General features: G+C 51.2%; 25 protein-coding genes. 15 read left to right on the top strand and 10 right to left on the bottom strand.

Translation table 11 applies throughout. The annotated features are described in order from the left end of the window. Nucleotides 1-3: 3 nt before the first annotated feature. From ftsW to lpxC, 8 genes are all read left to right on the top strand, one after another. Complete coding sequence (gene ftsW / locus A10D4_RS03240; protein WP_040502399.1) at nt 4-1,227, top strand: cell division protein FtsW; 1,224 nt, start codon at nt 4-6, stop codon at nt 1,225-1,227. Then, nucleotides 1,224-2,294 (top strand): undecaprenyldiphospho-muramoylpentapeptide beta-N-acetylglucosaminyltransferase, encoded by a 1,071-nt coding sequence (gene murG / locus A10D4_RS03235; protein ID WP_008487707.1) that lies wholly within the window; start codon nt 1,224-1,226, stop codon nt 2,292-2,294. Before ftsW ends, murG begins: the two co-directional genes overlap by 4 nt. Before the next feature lies 1 nt (nt 2,295). After that, nucleotides 2,296-3,768, top strand: a complete 1,473-nt coding sequence (gene murC / locus A10D4_RS03230) for a UDP-N-acetylmuramate--L-alanine ligase (protein ID WP_008487705.1) — start codon at nt 2,296-2,298, stop codon at nt 3,766-3,768. Further along, nucleotides 3,765-4,694, top strand: coding sequence for a D-alanine--D-alanine ligase (locus tag A10D4_RS03225; protein WP_008487704.1), 930 nt, complete (start codon nt 3,765-3,767; stop codon nt 4,692-4,694). Before murC ends, A10D4_RS03225 begins: the two co-directional genes overlap by 4 nt. A 14-nt stretch (nt 4,695-4,708) precedes the next feature. Then, nucleotides 4,709-5,476 carry a cell division protein FtsQ/DivIB gene (locus tag A10D4_RS03220; protein ID WP_008487703.1) on the top strand — a complete coding sequence of 256 codons (768 nt, stop codon included), beginning with the start codon at nt 4,709-4,711 and terminating at the stop codon, nt 5,474-5,476. Between the two features lies 1 nt (nt 5,477). Further along, nucleotides 5,478-6,710 carry a cell division protein FtsA gene (gene ftsA / locus A10D4_RS03215; RefSeq protein ID WP_008487702.1) on the top strand — a complete coding sequence of 411 codons (1,233 nt, stop codon included), beginning with the start codon at nt 5,478-5,480 and terminating at the stop codon, nt 6,708-6,710. 43 nt (nt 6,711-6,753) lie between these two features. Further along, nucleotides 6,754-7,971: a cell division protein FtsZ gene (gene ftsZ, locus A10D4_RS03210; protein WP_008487701.1), complete on the top strand. Its 1,218-nt coding sequence runs from the start codon at nt 6,754-6,756 to the stop codon at nt 7,969-7,971. Nucleotides 7,972-8,117: 146 nt separating this feature from the next. Continuing rightward, nucleotides 8,118-9,032 (top strand): UDP-3-O-acyl-N-acetylglucosamine deacetylase, encoded by a 915-nt coding sequence (gene lpxC, locus A10D4_RS03205; protein ID WP_008487698.1) that lies wholly within the window; start codon nt 8,118-8,120, stop codon nt 9,030-9,032. Here the strand turns inward: lpxC and A10D4_RS03200 are convergent. Further along, nucleotides 9,029-9,520 carry a DUF721 domain-containing protein gene (locus A10D4_RS03200; RefSeq protein WP_008487697.1) on the bottom strand — a complete coding sequence of 164 codons (492 nt, stop codon included), beginning with the start codon at nt 9,518-9,520 and terminating at the stop codon, nt 9,029-9,031. The two genes, lpxC and A10D4_RS03200, sit on opposite strands and share 4 nt — an antisense overlap. Nucleotides 9,521-9,548: 28 nt before the next feature. Here A10D4_RS03200 and A10D4_RS03195 point away from each other — a divergent pair, with 28 nt between their 5' ends. The 3 genes from A10D4_RS03195 (at nt 9,549) to mutT (ending at nt 13,698) form a co-directional block, all read left to right on the top strand. Further along, nucleotides 9,549-10,484 (top strand): M23 family metallopeptidase, encoded by a 936-nt coding sequence (locus A10D4_RS03195; protein ID WP_008487696.1) that lies wholly within the window; start codon nt 9,549-9,551, stop codon nt 10,482-10,484. An 82-nt stretch (nt 10,485-10,566) separates the two neighbouring features. Further along, nucleotides 10,567-13,281: a preprotein translocase subunit SecA gene (gene secA / locus A10D4_RS03190; protein ID WP_008487695.1), complete on the top strand. Its 2,715-nt coding sequence runs from the start codon at nt 10,567-10,569 to the stop codon at nt 13,279-13,281. A gap of 12 nt (nt 13,282-13,293) precedes the next feature. Then, entirely contained in the window at nt 13,294-13,698 is a 405-nt protein-coding gene (mutT, locus tag A10D4_RS03185; protein WP_008487694.1) for an 8-oxo-dGTP diphosphatase MutT, read from the top strand. Here mutT and yacG read toward each other — a convergent pair. The 9 genes from yacG to A10D4_RS03145 form a co-directional block, all read right to left on the bottom strand. Further along, nucleotides 13,692-13,928: a DNA gyrase inhibitor YacG gene (gene yacG, locus A10D4_RS13840; protein ID WP_008487693.1), complete on the bottom strand. Its 237-nt coding sequence runs from the start codon at nt 13,926-13,928 to the stop codon at nt 13,692-13,694. The genes mutT and yacG overlap by 7 nt on opposite strands. Beyond that, nucleotides 13,928-14,692 (bottom strand): cell division protein ZapD, encoded by a 765-nt coding sequence (gene zapD, locus A10D4_RS03180; protein WP_008487692.1) that lies wholly within the window; start codon nt 14,690-14,692, stop codon nt 13,928-13,930. The genes yacG and zapD overlap by 1 nt, the downstream gene beginning before the upstream one ends. Nucleotides 14,693-14,709: 17 nt before the next feature. After that, nucleotides 14,710-15,309, bottom strand: coding sequence for a dephospho-CoA kinase (gene coaE, locus A10D4_RS03175; protein WP_008487690.1), 600 nt, complete (start codon nt 15,307-15,309; stop codon nt 14,710-14,712). A gap of 38 nt (nt 15,310-15,347) precedes the next feature. After that, nucleotides 15,348-16,154, bottom strand: coding sequence for a prepilin peptidase (locus A10D4_RS03170; protein WP_237738521.1), 807 nt, complete (start codon nt 16,152-16,154; stop codon nt 15,348-15,350). Nucleotides 16,155-16,237: 83 nt separating this feature from the next. Then, on the bottom strand, nt 16,238-17,455 hold the full coding sequence (locus tag A10D4_RS03165) for a type II secretion system F family protein (RefSeq protein WP_083849603.1): 1,218 nt from the start codon (nt 17,453-17,455) through the stop codon (nt 16,238-16,240). After that, on the bottom strand, nt 17,421-18,761 hold the full coding sequence (locus A10D4_RS03160) for a GspE/PulE family protein (RefSeq protein WP_008487687.1): 1,341 nt from the start codon (nt 18,759-18,761) through the stop codon (nt 17,421-17,423). Before A10D4_RS03160 ends, A10D4_RS03165 begins: the two co-directional genes overlap by 35 nt. A 12-nt stretch (nt 18,762-18,773) precedes the next feature. Further along, complete coding sequence (locus tag A10D4_RS13565; protein WP_008487686.1) at nt 18,774-19,229, bottom strand: pilin; 456 nt, start codon at nt 19,227-19,229, stop codon at nt 18,774-18,776. A gap of 120 nt (nt 19,230-19,349) precedes the next feature. Further along, the gene (nadC, locus tag A10D4_RS03150; protein ID WP_008487685.1) at nt 19,350-20,195 is read right to left on the bottom strand and encodes a carboxylating nicotinate-nucleotide diphosphorylase; all 846 of its coding nucleotides are present in this window, start codon (nt 20,193-20,195) and stop codon (nt 19,350-19,352) included. After that, on the bottom strand, nt 20,192-20,713 hold the full coding sequence (locus A10D4_RS03145) for a retropepsin-like aspartic protease family protein (protein ID WP_008487683.1): 522 nt from the start codon (nt 20,711-20,713) through the stop codon (nt 20,192-20,194). Before A10D4_RS03145 ends, nadC begins: the two co-directional genes overlap by 4 nt. Before the next feature lie 105 nt (nt 20,714-20,818). On the opposite strand from A10D4_RS03145, the gene ampD reads away from it, so the two are divergent. The 4 genes from ampD to aceE all read left to right on the top strand — a co-directional run bounded on the left by ampD (nt 20,819) and on the right by aceE (nt 25,931). Further along, the gene (ampD, locus tag A10D4_RS03140; RefSeq protein ID WP_051002079.1) at nt 20,819-21,400 is read left to right on the top strand and encodes a 1,6-anhydro-N-acetylmuramyl-L-alanine amidase AmpD; all 582 of its coding nucleotides are present in this window, start codon (nt 20,819-20,821) and stop codon (nt 21,398-21,400) included. Nucleotides 21,401-21,472: 72 nt separating this feature from the next. Then, entirely contained in the window at nt 21,473-22,312 is an 840-nt protein-coding gene (gene ampE, locus A10D4_RS13560; protein ID WP_008487680.1) for a regulatory signaling modulator protein AmpE, read from the top strand. 146 nt (nt 22,313-22,458) lie between these two features. Continuing rightward, on the top strand, nt 22,459-23,208 hold the full coding sequence (gene pdhR, locus A10D4_RS03130) for a pyruvate dehydrogenase complex transcriptional repressor PdhR (protein ID WP_008487679.1): 750 nt from the start codon (nt 22,459-22,461) through the stop codon (nt 23,206-23,208). A gap of 53 nt (nt 23,209-23,261) precedes the next feature. Continuing rightward, nucleotides 23,262-25,931: a pyruvate dehydrogenase (acetyl-transferring), homodimeric type gene (gene aceE, locus A10D4_RS03125; RefSeq protein WP_008487678.1), complete on the top strand. Its 2,670-nt coding sequence runs from the start codon at nt 23,262-23,264 to the stop codon at nt 25,929-25,931. The last annotated feature ends 12 nt before the right edge of the window (nt 25,932-25,943 follow it).

Raw genomic sequence — 25,943 nt, 5'->3', positions numbered from 1 at the left:
AATATGAACGCCAATAACGAACAGCAATTAGCGTTTGAAATCAGCGCGCCGACTGTTTGGCAGCGAGTTCGTGGCTGGTTAATGCCGCAGCAAGAGATGTTGCTGTATGACCGCCAACTGCTGCTATTAGCGTTGGCGTTAATGGCATTTGGTTTTGTCATGGTGTGTTCGGCCTCGTTACCTGTGGCCGAACGCTTAACCGGTAATCCGTTTTATTTTGCCATCCGTCATGGTATGTACATCGTCGCAGCGTTAACCGCTGCTTGCTGTGCCATGTTCGTACCGATGAGTCTGTGGCAACAGCAAAGTGGTCGGCTGTTGTTGCTCGGTTTGCTGATGCTAGCCGCGGTACTGGTTGTTGGTCATACCGTTAATGGCGCTAAGCGCTGGTTTAAAATCGGACCGATGACGGTGCAAGCGGCGGAGCTAGCGAAGTTGTTCTTTTATGTGTATATCGCGAGCTATTTAGTGCGTCGTCTTGACGAAGTGCGAGAAAACTTAAAAGGCTTTATCAAGCCCTTAGTACTGCTGTTTGTTGCTGCAGTATTGCTGTTATTAGAGCCCGATTTAGGCACCGTTGTAGTGTTATCAGCGACCACCATTGCCATGCTGTTTTTAGCTGGCGCGAAGCTCTGGCAGTTCTTCGCGGTGGCGTTGACCTGTACGCTGGCCATCGTCTTGTTGATCATTCTTGAGCCCTATCGCATGGAACGTCTGATGAGCTTCCGTAATCCGTTCCAAGACCCATACGGTGCCGGTTTTCAGCTAACGCAATCGTTGATTGCCTTTGGGCAAGGTAATGTGGACGGTTTGGGGCTGGGCAACAGCATTCAAAAGCTAGCTTATCTGCCCGAAGCACACACCGACTTCATTATGGCGGTAGTGGCCGAGGAGTTGGGCTTTATTGGTGTGATGTTGGTGATCATGTTGGTGTTAGCGATGGTGCTGCGGATCATGCGCCTTGGTCGCCAAGCATTGCTGGAGGGGCAGCCCTACGGCGGCTTTTTAGCCTACGGTATCGGTGTCTGGTTTAGCATTCAGGCATTCGTGAATATTGGCGTGGCCGCAGGCGCCTTACCCACCAAAGGCTTAACCCTGCCGCTGGTCAGTTATGGTGGTACCAGTTTGATTGTTTCCAGTGTCGCGGTCGCTATTCTACTGCGTATCGATTACGAACTGCGCCTTGCACGTGTCAAAGTAACCCCAGGCAGGAGGCAGAAATCATGAAATCGATTTTAATTGTCGCCGCCGGTACTGGCGGTCATGTGTTTCCGGCTTTGGCGGTGGCGCAACAATTACAACAGCAGGGCTGGCAAGTGACTTGGTTGGGCACCAATGAGCGTCGTCTAGAAGCCAGCGTGGTGCCACGCGCTGGCATTCCATTAGAAACCATTGATATGCAGGGCTTACGCGGTCATGGATTACTTCGAAAAGTCTTAATGCCATGGCGATTAATGCGTGCGACTTTTTCCTGTATGCGTATAATGCGCCGCCTACAGCCGCAGTTAGTACTGACATTTGGTGGTTATGTGTGTGCGCCGGCGGGGTTAGCTGCGCGTTGCCAGCGACGGCCGCTGCTGGTGCACGAACAAAATGCCGTGCCCGGTATGACGACGCGGCTGTTGAGTCGCTTTGCGCAGTTGATCATGTTAGGTATGCCGCAAGCTCAGCGTTACTTACCGCAAGCGCAGATAACCGGTAATCCGTTGCGAGCCGAACTGCTCGCGCGGGCTAAGCAGGCTGTCGAGCCGAGCGCGCAACAACGCATTTTAGTGGTCGGCGGCAGCTTGGGTGCGCGAGCGCTGAATGAACACGTACCTGCAGCGTTACAACAACTGGCGCAACGTTGGCCGTTACAGATTGTGCATCAATGCGGGCAGCAGGCTGTCGCTGAGGTGCAGCAGCGCTATCGGGCATTAACGTCGGTCACTGTGGTGCCGTTTATTGATGATATGGCCAGCGCTTATCAACACGCCGATATCGTTATTTGTCGCGCTGGCGCGCTGACGGTGGCGGAGCTGGCATTGTTGGGACGACCGGCGATATTTATACCATTACCGCAAGCGGTGGATGACCATCAAACCATCAATACGCAATTAATGGTGGATGCGGGGGCTGCAAAACTATTGCCACAAAGTGAACTCAGCAGCGCTAAGCTCGTCGAATTGCTCGAGCCCTTGTTCGCCGAGCCTGAACGCTTACGTGAAATGGCCGTTGCGGCACAACGAGCTGCATACCCCGAGGCAACTCAGCGAGTTGTCGATTATTGTGAAACCTGGCGAAAGAGCAGTTAATATGACCAGAGCAGCGACACAACCTTTTACTATCGTTAACGTGCCAGAAATGCGGCGTGTTAAACGTATCCACTTTGTCGGTATTGGTGGTGCCGGCATGGGCGGTATTGCCGAAGTGCTGTTGAACCAAGGCTATCAAATTTCTGGTTCAGATATCGCCGAAAATGCCAATACTCATCGTTTACGCCAGTTGGGCGCCTGTATTGCTATCGGTCATCACCAAAATAATGTCAGTGCTGCCAGTGTGGTCGTGGTGTCCAGTGCTATTGCAGCCACTAACCCTGAATTACAAGCGGCGCAACAGCAGCGTTTACCGATCGTGCGTCGCGCCGAAATGTTGGCGGAACTGATGCGCTTTCGGCATGGTATCGCGGTCGCCGGTACGCACGGCAAAACCACTACCACGTCGTTGGTCGCCAGCATCTTTGCTCAAGCGCAACTTGATCCCACTTTTGTTATTGGCGGTCTGTTAAATAGTGCCGGTAGTAATGCACGCTTAGGCAGTAGTAAGTACTTAATTGCAGAAGCCGACGAAAGCGATGCCTCGTTTTTGCATCTGCAGCCGATGGTCGCCATTGTGACGAACATCGAAGCCGACCATATGGACACCTACGAGGGTGACTTTAGCCGGTTGCAAGACACTTACATCGAATTTTTACATAATTTACCGTTTTATGGCTTGGCGGTGATGTGTATCGACGACCCAGTCGTTGCCGAGCTATTGCCGCGAATTGGCCGCCAAGCGATCACTTACGGTTTCAGTGAGCAGGCCGACATTCGAGCCATTGATTATCGGCAAACCGCAAGCCAGAGCCACTTTACTATTATTCGCCGTGAGCATCCGCCACTGGCAGTGACGCTGAATATGCCGGGCCGTCACAACGCACTCAATGCGTTGGCGGCTGTTGCCGTTGCCACCGATGAGGGCATTAGTGACGAGGCCATCGGTGCCGCGTTGAATGCTTTTGCCGGTATCGGGCGACGCTTTCAGCATTACGGCGAGTATTGCTTACAAGCGGATGCCGACACGGTCATGTTGGTGGACGACTATGGTCATCACCCGTCTGAAGTTGCGGCTACCATCGCCGCGGCGCGTCAAGGCTGGCCTGAGCGCCGTATTGTGATGGCATTCCAACCGCATCGTTATAGTCGTACACGTGATTTGTATGAGGACTTTGTCAATGTCTTGTCGCAAGTCGATGTGTTACTGCTGCTAGAAGTTTATAGCGCTGGTGAGGCGCCGGTTAGTGGCGCCGATAGCCGCTCGTTATGTCGGTCGATTAGACAGCGTGGACAACTCGACCCAGTTTACGTGGCAACCCCAGCAGAGTTACCCGCCACCTTGGCAGACTTGCTACAACCCGGTGATCTGGTATTGACGCAAGGTGCAGGCAATATCGGTGCAATTGCACGCGAATTAGCTGCCTGTGAACTACAACCTGACTGCTTGCAGCAGGCGGGAGAACAGCTATGAAGTCCAGTCAAGCATTCGGCAAAGTCGCGGTGATGATGGGTGGACGTTCGGCAGAACGTGAAGTTTCACTGAAGTCGGGCATGGCGGTGTTAAAAGCGCTCGCCAGTGCCGGAGTAGATGCACATGCGTTCGATACCGCCGCGTTATCGCTGGCTGATCTAGAGCGCGGTCAGTTTGACCGGGTCTTTATCGCGCTGCATGGTCGTGGCGGCGAAGACGGCACCTTGCAAGGTGCGCTGGAATACATCGAGATGCCGTATACCGGCAGCGGTGTATTGCCGTGTGCGTTGGCCATGAACAAGGTGCGAACCAAGCAGATTTGGCAAGCGTGTGGCTTACCGACCGCGGCCTCGTGCAATGTGCAACGACAACAGTTAGCACAAGTTGACTGCGCTGCCATGCTGGCTGAGTTGGGTGGCAAGGTGATGGTGAAGCCAGCGCAAGAGGGTTCTAGCGTGGGTATGAGTATCGCCAGCAGTAGCGAAGAGTTAGCCGCTGCATTGGCGCTAGCAGCCGAGTTCGACCAACACCTGTTAGTTGAAGCGTGGTTATGCGGCCCAGAGTACACCGTGGCGATTTTGGACGGTAAAGCGCTACCCGCAATTCGTCTGCAAACCAACCGCGAGTTTTATGATTATGCCGCCAAATATCAGGCAGGCGATACCCAATACCATTGTCCGGCAGGGCTTTCCGAGGACGAAGAGCAGCAGTTACGGCGTTTAGCTGAACAGGCATTTGCTGCCATTGACGGTTATGGCTGGGGACGTATTGATGTCATGCGTGATGCGCAACAGCAGTGGAATTTATTAGAGGCGAACACGGTGCCGGGTATGACCGAGAAAAGTTTGGTACCGATGGCGGCAAAAGCACAGGGCATGACATTTACCGATTTGGTGTTGCGCATTTTGGCGCAAACGCTGGATTGATAACAAGGTTGAAAATGGCTGTCGCATCAAAGCTGGTAAGCGGGCTGGGACAGTGGCGTAAGTGGCGCTGGTCATTTTGGTTCGGACTGATGTTTTTTGTCGCGGTGGTGGCGGCGACAATATTGGGTAGTTGGCAGCTTTACCAGTTACTGAACGACGAGCAAGAAGTGCCGTTACGACAACTGAATGTGCAAGGTGAACTGCAATACGTCACTGTTGCCGAAGTCAGAGAGGCCTTGCTCAGTGACCGCCTGGGAAGTTTTTTTTCTGCCGATGTCGATGTGTTACGGCAGCGTGTGGAAGCGTTACCTTGGGTAGCGACAGCGTCGGTACGCAAGGTCTGGCCGGATAAGCTGGCGGTGTTTGTGGTTGAGCAGCAAGCGCTAGCGGTGTGGAATGACAGTGCGCTGTTGAACCAGGCGGGGCAATTATTTGATGCCGACCGCAGTCGCTTACAGCAGCCGTTGCCAGCCCTGTTTGGGCCGACAAATGCGGTCGCAGAAACGCTGCAGCAGTACCGCGACCTGCAGCAGTTGTTGGCGCCGAATCAATTTCAGATCCGGGCGCTGCGGTTAAGTCCGCGCTTTGCCACCGAAGTGGTGTTATCCAATGGTATTGAATTACGGTTGGGGCGTGAGGCGAATGTAGAGCGGATACAGCGATTTATCGATTTGTATCCGGTGATAGTTAAACAACGTGAACGTGACATCGACTATATCGATTTACGTTACGACACAGGGGTCGCCGTAAGCTGGCGCGAGACAGAGGATAAAGTTGAGTAGCATGTCTAAAGCAACAGAGCGCAACATGATTGTCGGCCTGGACATTGGCACCAATAAGGTCACTGCCTTGATCGGTGAAGTGCTGCCTGACGGCGAAATCAATGTCATCGGTGTGGGTGCAACGACCGCCCGCGGCATGGATAAAGGCGGCGTTAACGACCTCAATTTGGTGGTACAAACCATTCAGCGCGCGGTGGATGAAGCGGAATTAATGGCCGACTGCCGGGTTGCCTCGGTGTACCTGAATATTTCTGGTCGCCATATTGCCTGCCAAAACGAAAATGGCATGGTGCCGATTAACGAAGCGGAAGTGACTCAAGATGACGTCGACAACGTTATCCATGCGGCCAAGTCGGTACCGATTGCGCAAGAGCGACGGATTTTGCACGTGTTGCCTCAAGAGTTTGTGATCGACTCGCAAGAAAGTATTAAGAGTCCGATTGGCATGTCGGGCGTGCGTATGGAAGCCAAAGTGCACATTATTACCTGCGCCAACGACATGGCAAAGAACATTGTCAAAGCGGTAGAGCGCTGTGGTTTAACCGTCGATAAGCTCATTTTTTCAGCGCTAGCGTCCAGTATTTCGGTGCTGACCGAAGACGAAAAAGACCTCGGTGTAGCGTTGGTGGATATGGGAGCTGGCACCATTGATATTTGCTTGTATTCGGGCGGTGTGTTGCGGCATACCGCAGTGATCCCGGCGGCAGGTAATCAGGTCACTAGCGATATAGCAAAGATTTTCCGCACGCCGCTGAATCATGCCGAAGAAATCAAAACGCAATACGCTTGCGCGCTGCGCCAGTTAGTGAGCATGGAAGACAACATTGACGTGCCGTCGGTCGGTGGCCGGCCATCGCGTTCGATGTCGCGGCATACTTTGGCCGAGGTTGTTGAACCACGTTATCAAGAGCTGTTCGAGCTGGTTCGCGACGAAATAAAACAAAGCGGCTTGGATGAACAAATTGCTGCCGGAGTGGTACTAACCGGTGGCTGCGCCAAGATGGAAGGTGCCATTGAGTTTGCCGAAGAAATTTTTCAAATGCCGGTACGCTTAGGTGAGCCACTTGGCATCAAAGGTTTAACGGACTATGTGCAAGACCCGGTGTATGCCACCGCAGTGGGCTTGTTGAAGTATGGTCAACAGGACATGGCCATGCAGGGACCAGAACGCAGTAAGACAGACGTGATCAGCCTCTGGCAACGTTTGCACAGCTGGTTCAAAGGTGAATTTTAAAATTGGGGACGATGTTAAATAAGCAGGTAAATGGAGAGCAATTATGTTTGAACTGATGGACAACTACGAAAGCGAAGCCGTCATCAAGGTGATCGGCGTCGGTGGCGGCGGTGGCAACGCCGTCCAACACATGGTGAAAGAGTCGATTGAGGGCGTGCAATTTATTGCTGCCAATACCGACGCGCAGGCGTTGCGTAATCATTCGGCACATATCACCGTACAATTAGGCAACGATGTCACTAAAGGGCTGGGCGCTGGCGCTAACCCTGAAGTCGGACGTCAATCGGCCGAAGAAGACCGTGAAACACTGAAAAAGCACTTAGAGGGTGCCGATATGGTGTTTATCGCTGCGGGTATGGGTGGTGGTACCGGTACTGGCGCCGCTCCGGTGGTTGCCGAAGTGGCAAAAGAGCTGGGCATCCTTACCGTAGCGGTGGTCACCAAGCCATTCCCGTTCGAGGGTAAAAAACGTATGGCGACAGCCGAGGCAGGTATTGAAGCCTTAGGTAATAATGTCGATTCGTTGATCACCATTCCTAACGAGAAGTTACTTAAGGTGATGGGTAAAGGTACTAGTCTACTGGACGCCTTTAGTGCTGCTAACAACGTGTTGCTGGGTGCGGTACAAGGCATTGCTGAACTGATCACACGACCTGGCTTGATCAACGTTGACTTTGCCGACGTGCGTGCGGTCATGCGTGAAATGGGCACAGCAATGATGGGTACTGGCGTTGCAAGCGGTGAAGATCGTGCGCAAGAAGCGGCAGAAATGGCAATTAACAGCCCGTTACTGGAAGACATCGACTTGTCAGGTGCGCGTGGTGTATTGGTGAACGTGACTGCTGGCATGGATATGAGTATCGATGAATTCGAAACCGTTGGTAACACCGTTAAAGCGTTCGCGTCTGACAACGCCACCGTGATTGTGGGAACTGTCATCGACCCTGAAATGTCAGACGAACTGCGTGTGACGGTCGTTGCAACCGGCATCGGCGCTGAGCGTAAGCCCGATATCTCACTGGTTAATAATGCTCAGAACAGCGCTCCGAAACGTGATAACCGTGCCGCTTATAGCAGCTCGTTAGACCGTTCGTCGGCTGCTCCTCGTTTGCAAGAGCATGACGAAGAACAGGTTGATCTGCACAACGCGCAAGCCGAGCGAGCGCCTGCGGGTAACGCGAAAACGGCGGCGAAAAAGCAACCGGCAAGCGACATGGATTACTTGGATATTCCAGCGTTCTTGCGCAAACAGGTCGATTAATTAACACGTTAAACGTGGAAATTTGTTGATCTGGCTGAAAATGTTGTATAATAGCGGGCTCGTTTTGGCCGCGATGCTAATGATTGTCGTTTATAATGACAAACCGTGGGCAGCGTGATGCCAATCAGAAAGATTAGGAACAGGACATGATCGGACAACGAACTTTAAAACAGGCTATTGCGACCACCGGTGTCGGCTTGCACAAGGGTAATAAAGTCAATTTGACGTTACGCCCGGCGCCAGCTAATACAGGCATCGTGTTTCGCCGTGTTGACCTCGATCCGGTAGTGGATATCCCCGCCAGCGCTGAGCTGGTCAAGGATACCCGCATGTGTACCTGTTTGATTAACGAGCAAAATGTTCGTGTATCGACAGTGGAACACTTGTTGGCTGCGGTAGCCGCGATGGGACTAGACAACCTGATTATTGAGGTTGATTCACATGAAATCCCTATTATGGATGGTAGCTCTCACCCCTTTGTTTACCTGCTACAAAGTGCGGGCATCGAAGAGCAAAGCGTGGCCAAACAGTTTATCCGCATCAAAAAGCCAGTGCGTGTTGAAGAAGGCGATAAGTGGGCAGAGTTACTGCCTCACGATGGTTTTCGTATCGATTTTGCTATCGACTTCGAACACCCGGCGATTGCCGATACTAGTCAAGTCATGAGCATGGACTTTAGCAGTCAACGCTTTATAAAAGACATCAGCCGGGCACGAACTTTCGGCTTTATGAAAGACATTGAGTATCTACGAGCCAATAACTTGGCGTTGGGCGGTAGTTTTGATAACGCTGTGGTACTGGATGAATTCCGCGTATTAAATAGTGATGGCTTGCGTTACGACGATGAATTCGTGAAGCATAAGATTTTAGATGCAGTAGGCGATTTATACATCGGTGGTCACAGTATTGTCGGCCATTTACGCGCGTTTAAATCGGGTCATGCGCTAAATAATCAGCTATTGCGAGCGGTGCTAGCCGAGCAAGAAGCTTGGGAGTTTGTCACCTATGAGGAAGAAAACGCGTCTTCTCCAATCGCGTTTCCTGTCTCCAGCCTCGCTTAGGGTGTCTGCTCGAACTTAGTCGCTAACGCTAGTAGTTGGGATTTTAAAGGCTCGTCGCAATCTGCGGCGAGCCTTTTTAGTTTGCTGGCAGAGGCTTCCGTCGTCACTATCGATGGCTGTTTGACAGGCGTTGATTGAGCGTTTTCTGATGCCGCAGAAGTGCCCTCGTTAGCCGTTTGCGCGCTTTGCTTTACGCCAGGATTGATCTTGATCTCGAGGCTGGTTACGCTAGCCATCGCATGATTTTGAAAATACGTTATAATGGCGCGTTGTTGGAATTTGAGCCTGGTTGCCCAGGCCGCAGAATCAACGCGGATAAGCAGTCGTTCTTCGCGTATCGATATCACTTCACAGTGACTGGCTACTTGCTTGCCTAATAGGTCGTGCAAGTGTCGTTGCCATTGCCGATATTGCTCGGCAAACTGTTGATATCGACGCAATTGGCGGGAAGCCAAAATAGCCTCAACAGGCTGAGGGCGTCGCGACATAATAATGATTCCGGCTAAGAGATATCACATGAGTTTATCAGTCTTTTACCGAGGTAAGAAAGTGCGTTATGGCTTTCGACTCAGTCGTCGTCGACTGTTGTCTTATGCGGCCATTGCACTGACCATCGGTTTAGCGTACAGCCAGCCCTGGCAATATCGTGGACTCGATCCCGATGAAGCATGGGCGAGCATCAGCCATGAGCAAAAGCAGCTCATTCTGCAACAGCATGCCGTTGCAGACCTTAAAAACGAAACCGAAAAGCGGCTTTCGGCAATGACCCTATATCTGGGCGATATTCGCGCACAAATGCGTCGTTTAGATGCGCTTGGGCAGCGTCTCGCAGCCGTGGCAGAAGTCGATAACGGCGAATTTGATTTTAGTGGTAATTTGCCGTCTGGTGGACCAGAAGTCAGCGTCAACGAGTATCCACGTAGCGACGGGCAAGACGTGTTGACGCAAATCAACGATATGCTGTCAGAAATTGCAAATAAACAAAAACAGCTATCCATGCTTGAGTCTGTGATGATGAATCACAATATATCGAGTGAGAGCTTTATTGCTGGCCGTCCGATTACCGATGGTTGGTTGTCCTCTCAATACGGCATTCGGAAAGACCCGTTTAGCGGTAATCCGGCTATGCATAAGGGCTTGGACTTCGCGAGTTATGCCGAAGATGTAAAAGTCGTTGCTACCGGTGCCGGCGTGGTGACTTGGGCTGGTGACCGTTTTGGTTATGGGCAGTTGGTAGAAATCGACCATGGCGGTGGTTTGAAAACGCGTTATGGACATAACCAAAGCGTATTAGTCAACGTTGGTGACGTGGTCACGCGCGGTCAAGAAATTGCCGAAATGGGGAGTACCGGACGTTCTACCGGACCTCACGTACATTACGAAGTGTTGCGGAATGGTCGTCAAATCGACCCGTATAAATTCGTTTACCGCAAACAAGATGACGCCGGTTAAGGCGTTTGCGTCAATACGCATATTCATTGCAGCGGCGTTGCCGTATTGCTGACAGATTCATAAAACAGGAACTCGCATTCACATGTTAGGCAGTCTTTTTCGTAAAATTGTAGGTAGTCGTAACGACCGTATCTTAAAGGCGTTAGGTAAACAGGTAACTCAAATCAATGAGTTGGAGCCAGAATTTGAAGCACTCACCGATGCCGAGCTAAAAGAGAAGACTGTAGAGTTTCGTAAGCGTTTAGAACAAGGCGAACAGCTTGACGCCTTACTCAGCGAAGCTTTTGCCACCGTGCGCGAGGCTAGCAAGCGGGTGTTTGGCATGCGTCACTTCGACGTACAGCTGCTAGGTGGTATGGTGTTGAACGAAAATCGTATCGCCGAAATGCGTACCGGTGAGGGTAAAACCTTAACCGCAACCCTGCCGGCTTACTTGAATGCACTGAGTGGTGATGGCGTACACATCGTAACCGTCAACGATTACTTGGCGCGTCGAGATGCGGAGTGGAATGCACCGCTGTTCGAATTCTTAGGGATGACGGTTGCTTTCAATATTCCGGGTATGAACCCCAGCGATAAACGCGCAGCTTATCAGGCCGATATTACCTACGGTACTAACAATGAGTTTGGTTTCGACTATCTGCGCGACAACATGGCGTTCAGCCCTGACCAGCGGGTACAACGTAAATTAAATTACGCCATTGTCGATGAGGTCGACTCGATCTTAATCGATGAGGCGCGCACGCCACTGATCATTTCGGGGCAGGCCGAAGATAGTTCGGCGTTATACACGCAGATGAATACCTTGGTGCCCGAATTAGTGCGTCAAGAACAAGAAGATAAAGAAGGCCAACACGGTGACGGCGACTTCACCATTGACGAGAAAGCACGCCAGTTGCACTTGACCGAACATGGTCAAGAACACGTTGAGCAAATTTTGAAAGAACGGGGTTTATTAGCCGAAGATGATTCACTCTATTCGGCCGCCAATATTTCGCTATTGCACCACGTTAATGCGGCACTGCGTGCGCATCACTTGTTCCAGCGTGACGTCGATTACATCGTCAAAGATGATCAGATCATTATTGTTGATGAACATACTGGACGCACCATGGAGGGCCGTCGTTGGTCAGAAGGCTTACACCAAGCGGTTGAAGCCAAAGAAGGCGTCAGTATCCAGAATGAAAACCAGACATTAGCCTCAATTACCTTCCAGAATTATTTCCGCTTATACAACAAGCTGGCCGGTATGACCGGTACCGCAGACACCGAAGCTTTTGAGTTTCAGCAAATTTATGGTTTGGAAACCGTGGTGCTGCCGACTAACCGTCCGATGGTTCGTGACGACCGTGCCGATTTGATTTTTTTAACGGCGGCCGAAAAATATGAAGCCATCGCCGAAGATATCGAAGCCTGCCGTGAGAAAGGCCGTCCAGTATTGGTCGGTACAGTATCGATTGAAAACTCGGAATTGTTGTCGCGCTTGCTGAAGAAGAAGAAAATTAAGCACAACATTCTGAACGCTAAATTCCACGCTCAAGAAGCTGAGATCATTGCCCAAGCGGGGCGGCCGGGAGCGGTAACCATCGCTACCAACATGGCCGGTCGGGGTACCGATATTATGTTGGGTGGTAACTGGATGGTCGAGGTTGAAGCGCTGGAAAACCCAGATTCAGCTAAAATCGATACCATTAAGCAAGCCTGGCAAAAACTGCATGACGACGTTATCGCCGCTGGCGGTCTGCATATTATCGGTACTGAACGCCATGAATCTCGTCGTATTGATAACCAGTTACGAGGCCGTGCAGGTCGCCAAGGTGACCCAGGTTCGTCACGTTTTTACCTGTCACTGGAAGATCCATTGATGCGTATTTTCGCATCAGAGCGGATGGCGGCGATGATGAAGCGCTTAGGGATGAAAGAGGGTGAGGCGATTGAACACCCTTGGGTGACCAAAGCGATTGAGAACGCACAACGCAAAGTTGAAGGACGTAACTTCGATATTCGTAAGCAATTACTGGAATTTGATGATGTTGCTAACGACCAGCGAACCGTGGTTTATCAACAGCGTAACGAATTATTAGATGAAGGCGATATCTCGGAAACCATAAAAGCCATTCGGGAAGACGTCATCGAGCAAGTGATCAACGACTATGTGCCGCCACAGTCGTTGGAAGAAATGTGGAACTTAGAGGGATTAGAAGACCGTTTACGGGCCGATTTTGCTATCGATTTACCGTTACGTGAATGGATGGAAAACGACGATGCGATGCACGAAGAAGTATTGCGTGAACGCATTCAAGAGCAGCTCGATCAAGCTTACCAAGAAAAAGAGCAATTGGTGGGTGCCGATGTTCTACGTCAGTTTGAAAAAGCTATCATGTTGCAGAGCCTCGATTCGCATTGGAAAGAGCACTTGGCGGCGATGGATCATCTGCGTCAAGGTATTCACTTGCGTGGCTATGCACAAAAGAATCCTAAGCAGGAATATAAACGCGAAGCTTTCGAATTATTCAGCGACATGTTAGAAGCGTTGAAGCTGGACGTGGTAACCATCCTAAGTAAAGTGCGAGTGCGTGCTGAAGAAGACGTAGAGGCGGTTGAAGAACAGCGTCGGCAAGCCGACTCCACGCCGCGTAGCTATCAGCACGACAGTGCCAGTGATATCAACGGTGAGCAACAGCAGACCGCACAGCAAGCCGGTACGGTAACGCGTGAAGGACCTAAAGTGGGTCGTAATGATCCATGTCCTTGCGGTTCGGGTAAGAAATATAAGCATTGTCATGGAAAAATCTAAAAGGATGTTACCGTGAGTAAAGGCTCACAAGTTGTGCATGTCGCGGTTGGCGTGATTGAAGATGAGCAAGGTCGTCTATTTATCAGCCGCCGCGCTAGCGAACGCCACCAGGGCGGAAAATGGGAATTTCCGGGTGGTAAAGTTGAACAGGGCGAATCCGTGCAGCAGGCATTGGCCAGAGAGTTACGCGAAGAGTGTAATATCGACGTGGAGCAATGCGCACCGTTAACGGTAGTCGAGCACCGTTACGCCGATAAGGCGGTGCGTTTGGATGTCTGGTTAGTGACCCGCTATCGGGGGCAGGCCAAGCAGTTAGAAGGCCAAGAGTGGCGCTGGGTTGCTAGACATGAGCTTGAAGCTTACCAGTTCCCCGACGCCAATATCGCTATTCTTGATTGTTTACGGGCGACTCAGTAATAGTTGTCGGGGTCTGAACTGAATCCCGGCTCACCTAGCTCTTGTTCTGATAACCCAGGCTCTCCACTAGGTAGTGTTTGCATCGGTTGGCCGGGGATTTTATGCCCTTCGCTAGCCCACTCGCCTAAGTCGATCAAACGACAGCGTTCGCTGCAAAAGGGGCGATGAGTGGATGATGCTTGCCAGACGACTTTCGCCTGACAAGTCGGACAGGATACCGTGGTTGGCATTATTGACACCTCGCCAGTTTAAATTGCACGTTTTCCTCATAAGCCGGTTTGCCCTGCTCGCCCTCCCAACGCATAAAGCGGATGGTAAAACGCTGTTTGTGACCGCTCACAACCGGATAGGCGGGTAACTCATGAGGTACTAGCAGACGCAGCATCGCCAACGGCTCGCTACTTTCTTGTAATAAACCATTGCTGGCGACTTCATCGGCAAAACTGGCTTGTTCACGCAGTAGCGTCAACTCTATCTGTAAGCCGTCGCTTAGCGGTTGTAATTGCTGCCACCAGTATTGCTGTTGTTGCTGACGAAAGGCTTCATCTTGAGCTAACCAAAACTGTAATTGTGGTACATCAAATAAGCAGGTTGCACCGGGCATGGCAAAGCGCTGGCGGATACTACTTAATAGCTTATCCTGTTTTAAGTCCTGAGTAATCCGCAATGACGCTTGGATACGCTGTAAACTGCTGACTAAGCGTTGATGGGTCGCTTGTAACGCCGGCGTATCAACCGCCGGATGGTTAGCCCATTGCTTAAACAATTGGTCGCGCTTTTCTAGGTCTTTGAGCAAGTCACCACGAGCATCACTGCGCTCTAGTAACTCAACGATAGCAAATAAGGCACTGAAATAAGGCTGATAGTGCTGACCCTGACAGTCGCTGTTATGTAATTGGTTGAGTAACTGTTCAAGGCGCAGGTAAGCACGCAACCGCTCTTGAAGCGGAAACTCATAAGTAACCCAGTGTGCTGGCGAAGCTATTGTCTGCATGCCGCTATAATAGCGGTTTACGTATTTTCTGCAATGGTCAGGTAGGATTCATGCAGCGGCTTTAGCTGCGCAATCAGTTGTGCCAAGCTGCCATTATTATCGACCACATCGTCTGCGGCGGCGCTGCGTTGTTGTCGAGACCACTGCGCAGCCATGATTGACTCGACCTGTTTAGCATCGACCTGGTCGCGTTGCTGGGTGCGCTGTATCTGCGTTTGTTCATCAACATCGATGACCAGCGTACGTTGACAGTAAGCGTCTAAACCATTCTCGAATAACAATGGTGCGACTAAAATCACGTAGCGCGAGGTGGCGGCTTGTAACTGTTGCAACAACCGTTCGCGAATGGCTGGATGTAGCAGTTGATTCAGCCAATCTTTGTCGCTGCTATTAGCAAAAATTCTCTGCCGCAAGCTAGCACGGTTTAAGCTGCCGTCGGCTTGCAGCACATCGTTGCCAAAGTGTTCAACAATTTCTGCTAGAGCTGGGCTGCCCGGGAATACCACTTCACGTGCAACAACATCGGCATCCACCACCGTAACACCTTGTTCGGCAAAAAAGTTGCTAGCAGCGGTTTTACCACTACCGATACCGCCGGTTAGTCCTACCACCCACATGCTTCTGGTCTCCTGTTTAGCTTGCTAGTTGGCACGGTTTACAGGCCTAGCCATTGCCAATAAAGCTGTAACCAAGTCTGCGCATAATAAAAACTGAGCACGCCAGCAACCGCCAGGAAGGGGCCAAACGGAATAGCTTGCCCCCGTTGTAAGTGCCCACTCAGACGTGCCAGTAACGCATAAATAATACCCAGTACGGCGCTACTGACGACGACCACGGGCAACGCTTGCCAGCCACAGAAGGCGCCGATAGCGGCAAGCAGTTTAAAATCGCCGTAACCCATACCTTCTTTGCCGGTGAGCAATTTAAATAACCAGTAGACCGACCATAACGATAAATAGCCGGCCATGGCACCAATGACCGCGCTAGTGATATCTAGCGGTCCGCCCAGTAGCGCCCAAAGTAACCCCAACCATAACAGCGGCAGGGTCAGCGGGTCCGGTAACAAGTAGTGTTGCAGGTCAATAAAAATCAAACACAGTAACAGCGCGGCGGCAATACCATAGACGACAAGCGCCAAGCTGGCGCCGTGATGCCAAGCCAACGCCGCAAAGATGATGCCATAGCAGCACTCAACCAACGGATAACGGTAGCTAATACGAGCTTGGCAATGACGACAGCGACCGCGCAAATAGAGCCAACTCAACAGCGGAATATTATCGTACCAAGCGATGCTATGTTGACAATGAGGGCACTGTGAACGCGGTTTGACGATCGTTAACTGCTGATCTTCGGTGGTCGGTAGTTGCAGCAATAATTGGCATTCATGTCGCCATTGTTGCTGTAATTGCCGAGGTAAGCGAGCAATCACGACATTTAAAAAGCTACCTAATAATAGCCCCATAAGCGCTGCCAAGCTTAACGTTAACCAGCTGTGTGGGGGGTATATTAGCGCCCAATCAATCATCTTTACGACTCCGTCTGCAGCTATACAATGCCTTGCCCGAGTTGGAATAAGGGTAAATACAAGGCTAGCAAAATTGTCCCAACGATTAACGCTACCACCAGCAACAGCAAGGGCTCGGCCCAGCGTAAAAAGACCGCTACCTGTTGTGTTAGCTGCGCTGATAACAAGGTACTGGCGCGTTGACAGGCTTTGCTTAAAAAGCCACCGTGTTCGGCATGCTCGATGAGGTTAAGCCACCATGAAGGTAGTTGCCCTGTTACGCGCAGTGCTGCCGCTAGTGACTGACCTTGGCGCAATGCCGTTAGTGTGCGCTTAGCGTCAATAATATCGAGCGCCTGCAAATATTTGATGGTGACCGTTAAAGTAACCCCAGCCGTCAGGCTTTGCGCCAACGCTTGACTCAATTGGCGTAATTGCCCAGTGTACCTGAAGCCTCGAATAGCGGGTAGCCGCAACAGGCATTTAATAAAATAGCGACGTTGGTAGTACGCCGCTAACGCTAGCAAAACCAAAAGCGCTGCTGCTGTCAGCCCTCGCTGACGCAAACACTGCGATGCGTGCAATAGCCATTGCGTTAACAGCGGCAGTGCAGTGCGCTCGCGTTCAGCGAAGAATAACTCGAACTGTGGCACCAGCCAGAGCAACATGGCGACCGCCAGCACCGCGCACAGCATCAAACTTAGCAGTGGGTAACTGGCGACGCGCCAACATTGTTGAGTCCACTGTCGCTGCTGCTCTAGTTGCTTTTGCAACTGTTGTAAGCCACTCACCAACTGCCCTTGTGTCTCGCTGAGCTGCAACCATAACTGCTGTTGCGCATTCAGTAACTCGGGAAAGTCTGCCAGAGCTTGAGTAAAGCTTAAACCCTGCTGTATACGCCGGTTACAGTGTGAAAACAGCGCCCACAGTTGTCGGCTAGTGTTATTTTTCTGGTAGTTACGACACAGCAACTGACAAGCTTGTAGCAAGGCTAAGCCGGCTTCCAGCAGTTGTGCCAGCGTCGCTAAGGCCTCGCTAAACTGGGTTTTCTGGCGTAAGCGCTGAAAGCCATTGTGGGCAGACACTGTTTGCGCGCGAATATTGAGTAACGACTGTTGTCGCAGTTGTAGCAATAGCTGTTGGCGGCTAATTGAGCGCTGCCGTTGATAAATCAATCGACCGTCGGGTGTTTCCGCCCACCACTGCCAAATGCGCTGCTGTTGGTTAAGATCGATGCGTATCATGGCATTGACTGTCATCGATGTTGCCGAGTACGCGCCGGACTTCACTGAGGCTGGTGTCGCCGTTGTCGAGTAAACGTTTAGCACTCGCGTATAAAGAGTAGTTTAAGTGACCCGTTGGTGACCAACAACCTAGCACTGCTTGGCGTCGATAATAGCCTTGCTCACAGCGCTCGCAGCCGACAGCTTGGTAATGTTGCTGGGTCGCGCTGGTGTTCGCACGTTGTTTACAGTGGGGGCACAGTAGCCTGAGTAAGCGTTGGTGACAAATTATACTGAGCAATTGTTCGATACGCTGTGTGGGCTGCCCCAGGTGCTGTAGGCGTTGCAAGCTCGCGGTGGCACTCGGTGAATGTAAGGTGGCGATGACCAAATGACCGCTCTCGGCGGCCTGCAAGGCGATGTTAGCGGTTTCTGTATCACGAATTTCGCCTAACACGATAACGTCTGGGTCTTGCCGCAGTAAACTTTTAAGTAATTCGGCAAAACCCAAGCCAAGGTCGCGATTGACGCTACTTTGATTAATGTCATCGATGACCAGTTCAACCGGATCTTCGATACTACAGACATTCCGATGTTGTTGTCGGCAAGCAACGATAGCGCTGTATAGGGTGGCGGTTTTACCGCTACCGGTCGGGCCCGTCAGCAATACTAAACCTTGGCTGGCGGCGATGGCCTTGAGCAAATAACCGCGAGGTGTAGGCTCGGGAATAGCCTGATTAATGGGCAATAGTTGGCGCTGCTCAGGTAAGCGCCTCAGTACCGCTTTTTCACCATGAACGGTGGCTAAGGTGCTGACGCGAAAGCCTAGCGCTGGTTGACTGAGGGTTAGCCGACCGTCTTGTGGCAAACGTTGTTCGCTGACATCTAATTTGGCCAATACTTTGATACGGCCCAGCAGTTGAGTCAATTGCTCTCTGGATAGATTGAGTAACGGCTGTAACAGGCCATGCACGCGCAAACGTATGCGACCACCTCGCGATAGTGGTTCAATGTGAATATCTGAGGCTTGCCGCAGCTGACTATGCTCGGCAATGTGTGCAAGTTGAGCCTTGGCATCGTCGAGCTGGCTGGCGTGCTGACCACCATAAGCGTTTAAGCGGTCATTCAATGCCTGAGCATTGGCAATCAGATACAGCGGCGTTTGCTGTAACTGAAATTGCAATTGTTGGCGTTGCGCGCTATCGGGCATGGCGATTCCAGCCAGTATCGGGCGTTGCTGTAAATGACCCAGTAGCAAGTAGCCGAGACGCAAGCAAACTGCCGGTTGTGTTAAGCCGGGTGCTGGTCGCCAATGCTCAAGCTGCAATGATAGTGGTTCCATGCTCAGTAATGCTTAACGTAACGTCGTGGCGTGACAGTTTTCGACCAGCGAAGGCGGCTGTTGTTGTGCATCGAAGTCCGAGCAGCGTATTTGCCAATCAATACTATAACGAGATAACTGCGGGATAAGCTGCACCCGTAATTGGCGTTGCTCGCGGTCACTAATCGTTAACGTTGCTTGTAAAATAGCTTGTTGGCTGAGCAGTTGCAGGTCGCTGATATGCTCGGGATAAGGTGGATTTAACACCGGTAATACTGAGTTATCGTTGTTCGCACAGGCGGCCACCGACCCTTGTTGCTGAATACACAAGGCAATATCAAGTTGTATTTGGCGCAAGCTAGCAATGGCGCTGGTGACTTTGGCGCGTTGGCTGTAACCGCTGTATAACGGCATGGCGGCGGCACTGAGAGTAGCAATAATTGCTACCACTACCAGTAACTCTAAGAGGCTGAAACCCGACTGACGCACGGCGAGACCTTAAACTCGGTTGTAGTTGAAGCGTTTTAGTCTAGCCGTTTCATGGTCGAACGCCCGCTGAGGCGGGCGTATTCGGTTGTCAGAAAAATAAGATTAAGCACAAAGCGATGATTACTGGGCGGTAATGCGCATTGATAAATCGATAGCTTGAACGTGTTTGGTGAGTGCGCCCGAGGATATGTAGTCAACGCCAGTTGCCGCTAATTCGCGTAAACGCTCAGCGGTGATATTGCCAGATACTTCAAGTTTGGCTTTGCCATTGGTTAGCGCAACTGCGGTTTCGATATCCGCTAAGCTAAAGTTATCGAGCATGATAATATCGGCTTGCGCACCGAGCGCTAACTGCAGTTCATCAAGACTCTCCACCTCAACTTCGACCGGTTTTTCTGGGTTAAGCTGACGTGCCTGCGTCACTGCCGCGGCAATGCCGCCGCAGGCCATAATGTGGTTTTCTTTTATTAAATAGGCGTCAAAAAGACCAATACGATGATTGACGCCGCCGCCACAACGAACCGCATATTTTTGCGCCAGACGCATGCCCGGTAAGGTCTTGCGAGTATCCAGCAAACGCGTGTTAGAGCCCTCTAGAGCCGCGACATAACGCGCGGTTTCAGTCGCCGTTGCTGACAGCGTCTGTAAGAAGTTTAAGGCCGTGCGTTCGCCGGTTAACAATAATCTTGCAGAACCCTGCAGGCGGCATAGAACTTGACCGGCCTTAACGCGATCACCGTCGGCTGCTTGCCAGTCAATTTCTACCTGTCCGCCGAGTTGCCGAAACACTTCGTCAAGCCACGCTTGACCACATAAAATGGCATCTTCGCGAGTAATTATGGTGGCTTGCGCGTGTTGTTGCGCGGGGATCAGTTGCGCGGTAATGTCTAGTGCCGCATCGTCACCGTTTAAATCTTCTTGCAGTGCGATAGTGACTGCGCGACTAATATCTGCTGCTATGCTCATGACGATTGCCGAATCGTTAAAGTTGCTCCACGTTGGCTGAATTCTACCTGTTTCAACGCACTCATTCCCAATAAAATTTCTGATATTTCCATTCCCGGCGTGATGTTGGCGTCAACATCACGCAACACGATGTTACCGATACGTAGTTCATTAATGGTGGTGCGGTAGGCGGTCGCAACGCCATTGGCGGTATTCACGCGCAGTGCTGCACCAGCACGTAAACCTAATTGTTCAGCCAAATGGGCTGGCACCGAGACTGCCGTCGCGCCGGTATCTAATAAGAACGTCACTGGCTGCTGATTAATCAATCCCGAGGCGACGTAATGACCGGCCCGATTACGCTGCAGTGCGATTTCTCTGGCGCCATCGACATAGGCCCCCTGAACTTGTTGATTAGGGTTGGCTTGCTGTGCCAATTGTTCACCAAAAAACAAGTACAGCAAGCCCAAAGCGGCAAGCCAAGCGACGAAGAAAAACCATTTTCCTGTGCGTTTTGTCTGATCTGTTTGCCCTTGCATGCTTTACCTTTGCGCCTCGGCTAGCGATACTAAAACGTCGTGGCTGTGCCTTTTGAGCCTGCCAATTAACGATGATTTGAGATGGCACCTTACCCTGTTGCGCTTATGCTGAAAAGTTTTAACCTGAAAAATCACCGCTTGCTCGAGGCCGAGCAACGCTCGTCACCACATTACGACCAGCGCCCCGACAGTGACGATATTTCGTTGTTGGTTATTCATGGTATCAGTTTGCCCGCTGGTGAGTTCGGCCAGCCATACATCGACCAGTTGTTTATGGGCGAACTGCAAAGCCATGCTCACCCGTCTTTTGCGGCGTTAGAGGGCTTACGTGTGTCGGCACACTGTTTGATCCGCCGTGACGGCCAAGTGATCCAATATGTTGCCTTTGATCAGCGCGCTTGGCATGCGGGTCGCTCGCATTACGCGGGGCGGCGGCGTTGTAACGACTTTGCTATTGGTATTGAACTAGAAGGCACCGATAACAGCCCTTACAGTGAACGTCAGTATCAGGCTTTGCAGGCAGTCACCGCCTGTCTGTTGCAACAGTATCCGAAGCTTAACTGGCGTCGTATCGTTGGTCATCAGCATATTGCGCCAGGTCGCAAAACTGACCCCGGCGCCGCCTTCGACTGGGCCCATTACCTAGCACCGTTTCAACCGCGCGCGGCAAGTTACCATAAATCCTAATGCAGCTAATATCTGACCTGCTAGACTAGTGACAGCATCTGGCTGCCAGCATATCAAAAAAGGAATGGCGTCATGGAATTGTTGGTTATTGTAATTGTCCTGTCTAGCGAACGCTTGCTGCGGTTAAGTGCTGCTTGGCATTGGTCGACGCTGTTGCAGCGTTGGTTGCTGTGGAGCCAACGGCAAGCGCGTGTCAGTGGTTGGCTAACGCATACCCCCGTGGCTTTATTATGGGGCTTAGTACCGGCGGTGCTGATCAGTTTATTAGTGGCTTGGCTTGATATTGGCATCATCACCTTTTTGGCACATATGATGCTCTTACTGATGGTCATTGCCTGCCAACCGTTGCGTCGTCTTTATCGCGAGTTTTTGCGTGCCAGTGCGCGCGGTGAACATGACCTACGGCAGCAACGGCAAGCCGATATTAACGAGCGCGTCGGGTTGGAGCTAAAGCAGCCACTCGCACAGACATCGGTATGGATTAACTACCGCTACTACTATGCACCCATTGTCGCCTACTTAGTCGGTGGCCCTTTGCTGATGCTGATTTATGCGACTGGACGCTATTTCGATGAGCAATTTGCGCGTTCTAGCAATCAACGTTTCTTACCGCTATCTTGGCAGCGTTTGATGCATGTGTTGGATTGGGTGCCGGTGCGACTGGCTTCGTTTGGGCTGTTACTGGTTGGCCACTTTCATCGCGCCTTTCCGCTCTGGCTGGAGCTTTTAGGACAATGGCAGTTAGCGGCAAATACTTTGCTTAGTCGAGTCGCGCATGCTGCGGGCGAGGGTCCGGTCAGTGTTGATGATAACAGCTCTGAGGCTGTCAACTTATTGTCATTGGCTAAGCGTAACCTTTTATTATTGGTTTGTGTGGTGGCCCTAATGACCATCGCTGGCTGGTTCTTTTAGCTGGTCATACCGGCAGTTGGTGGATTTTTATTTGGGTCTGCTGTCGCTTTGGTCTACAATATGGGCAACTTTGGTAAGACCAATTTACCTTTATGTTGACGAAAGTGTGTTGACGAAAGCGACAGTAGGGCGGCAAAAAAATAGGCATGGTTTACCAGCGTATTCAACAAACCAAGCTCTCTGATGTGATCATGGCGCGTATTGAAGCCATGATTGTTGATGGATCTTTAGCACCGGGACAACGCCTACCTGCAGAGCGCGAGTTAGCGTTACAGTTCTCGGTGTCGCGGCCGTCGTTGCGTGAAGCGATTCAAAAATTAGAAGCACGGGGGCTGGTCAGTCGGCGCCAAGGCGGTGGTACCTTTGTCACCGATGCATTAAACACACAGTTGAACGAGCCACTATTTGAACTGTTAGCAAAACACCCTGAGTCACAATTTGATTTGTTAGAATTCCGCCATGCGTTAGAAGGCATCTCATCTTATTACGCCGCCATGCGCGGCACACCCGAGGACTTACAGCGCATTCAGGATATCTTGGCACGGGTACCGGCGACTCAGCAGCAAGGTGATATCGAAGAGCAAGCTCGGGTTTTAACCGACTTTTATATTCGCATCGCCGAAGCATCGCACAATGTGATCCTGTTGCATGTAGTCAGGGGTATGCAAGAGCTATTGAGCGAGAATATTAAGCAAAACCTGATGGTATTGGCAGGTAAAGACGGTGTCCTAGACACCTTAAATGAACATCGGCAGCGTATTGTCGCTGCCATTGTTGCTGGTGAGCCCGCGCAAGCGCGTGATGTGTGTCACCAGCATTTAGCATATATCGAGCAGGCGTTGTTGCAGTTGAACCGCGAGAATTCGCGTATTCAACGATCATTGCGACGTACCTGATAGGTACTGGTTAAAGGCGACGGGGTCGTCTGGTAAAGAGGTAAGGAATCTGTATGACTGATAATGCAAAAGATGTCGACTTACAGGAAACTCAGGAATGGCTTGATGCGTTAGAAGGCGTGTTAGAAGCCGAGGGTCCTGAGCGTGCGCACTTCCTGTTAGAGAAGCTGGTAGACAAGGCTCGCCGCAACGGCGCTTACTTGCCGTATAATGCGACTACCGCTTATTTAAATACTATTCCCGCCAGTCAGGAACCGGCGATGCCGGGTGACCAAAGCATGGAAGCGCGGATCCGTTCGGCGATCCGTTGGAATGCCTTGATCATGGTATTGCGCGCCTCTAAGAAAGACTTGGAATTGGGTGGCCATATTTCTAGCTTTGCGTCGTCAGCAATGCTTTATGATGTCGGCTTTAATCACTTTTTCCGCGCCCCGACCGACGAAGACGGCGGTGACTACCTATTTATTCAAGGCCATGCCTCACCGGGTATTTATGCGCGCGCTTTTATGGAAGGCCGCTTGACCGAAGAGCAGCTAAATAACTTCCGACAAGAATGTGAAGGCAACGGTTTATCATCATATCCACACCCGAAATTGATGCCCGATTTTTGGCAGTTTCCAACGGTGTCGATGGGCTTAGGCCCAATGCAAGCTATTTATTTGGCGCGCTTCCTAAAATATATGACTGACCGTGGCATTAAAGATTGCTCTAACCAACGCGTTTATTGCTTCCTCGGTGACGGTGAAACCGATGAACCAGAGAGCTTGGGCGCGATCGGTTTAGCCTCGCGCGAGGGGCTGGATAATTTAACCTTCGTGATCAACTGTAACCTGCAGCGCTTAGATGGTCCGGTGCGCGGCAACGGTAAGATCATCCAAGAGTTAGAGGGCACTTTCCGTGGTGCTGGCTGGGAAGTGATCAAAGTCGTCTGGGGACGTTATTGGGATCCGTTACTGTATCGCGATAATGACGGCAAGTTGATGCAGTTGATGGAAGAGACCGTCGACGGCGATTACCAGAATTTCAAAGCCAAGGGTGGTGCATTCACCCGTGAGAACTTCTTTGGTAAATACCCAGAAACCAAAGAGATGGTGGCTAATCTTTCGGACGAAGATATTTGGCGCTTGAACCGCGGCGGTCACGATCCGGTCAAGGTTTATGCGGCGTATCATAAAGCGGCCAACACCAAAGGTCGTCCACAAGTCATTTTAGCCAAAACCGTTAAAGGCTATGGCATGGGTGCCGCCGGTGAAGGTAAAAATATTGCCCACCAAGTGAAGAAAATGGATATGGACGCGATCAAGCACTTCCGTGATCGCTTCAATATTCCATTCAGTAACGAAGAGCTGGAAGATTTGCCGTACTACAAGTTTGCTGAAGACAGCGACGAAATGAAGTACATGAAGCAACGTCGTGATGAGCTAGGTGGTTACATGCCTAAGCGTCGCAAAGATACCGACGTTGAACTAGCAATCCCAGCATTGAAAATTTTTGATGCGGTGCTTAAAGGCTCTGGTGACCGTGAAATTTCTAGCACCATGGCGTTTGTTCGCATTCTGACGGCGCTACTCAAAGACAAACAAATCGGTAAGCGAGTAGTCCCAATCATCCCTGATGAAGCACGTACTTTTGGTATGGAAGGCTTGTTCCGCCAAGTCGGTATTTACGCTCACTATGGACAAAAATATACGCCTCAGGATGCCGACCAAGTAGCTTATTATCGTGAGGATAAGAAAGGTCAGGTTATCCAAGAAGGTATTAACGAATTAGGCGCGATGGCGTCGTTCGTGGCGGCGGGTACTAGCTACTCACTGAATAATGAACCGATGATTCCGTTCTATACCTACTACAGCATGTTTGGTTACCAGCGCGTCGGCGACTTGGTATGGGCGGCTGGTGATAGCCAAGCGCGCGGCTTCCTGATGGGAGGCACTGCTGGCCGAACCACGCTTAATGGTGAAGGCTTACAGCACCAAGACGGGCACAGCCATATCCTGTTTGGTACGGTTCCTAACTGTATTACTTACGATCCGACTTACGGTTACGAGATTGCCGTGATTGTGCAAGACGGTTTACGTCGTATGTACGGTGAGCAAGAGAACGTTTTCTATTATCTGACCTTGATGAACGAAAACTACCAACATCCAGAAATGCCTGAGGGCGCCGAAGAAGGCATTTTGAAAGGTATTTATGAGCTTGAGCAAGTCAAGCCAAGTGGCAAAGCGAAAGCCAAAGCACAATTACTGGGTAGCGGCACCATCTTATTACAAGTACGCGAAGCTGCGCAGATCTTGGCAAAAGAATACGGTGTACACAGCCATGTATACAGCGTGACCTCGTTCAACGAGCTGGCGCGTGATGGCCTAGATGTTGAGCGCTGGAATATGCTGCACCCCGAAAAAGAAACTCGCAGCGCTTATTTGGCGGGTGTACTGAGTGCCGATAATGGCCCGACCATTGCTGCCACCGATCACATGAAAATGTATGCTGATCAAGTACGTGCTTGGGTTCCTGGTAGCTACCGTGTGTTGGGTACCGACGGCTTCGGTCGCTCGGATAGCCGCGAAAACTTGCGCCGTCACTTTGAAGTGGATGCCGCCAGCGTGGTAGTGGCGACCTTGGCTGAATTGGCCAAACAAGGCGAGGTCGATGCTAAGGTGGTGAGCAAAGCCATCAAAGACTTCGGCATGGACTCAGAAAAACTGAACCCACTGTACGCTTAAGGAGGAACATTC

Origin of the sequence: Idiomarina xiamenensis 10-D-4 (assembly GCF_000299895.1) — a bacterium.
Lineage (GTDB): Bacteria > Pseudomonadota > Gammaproteobacteria > Enterobacterales > Alteromonadaceae > Idiomarina > Idiomarina xiamenensis.
This window is presented reverse-complemented; position numbering and strand designations above follow the sequence as displayed.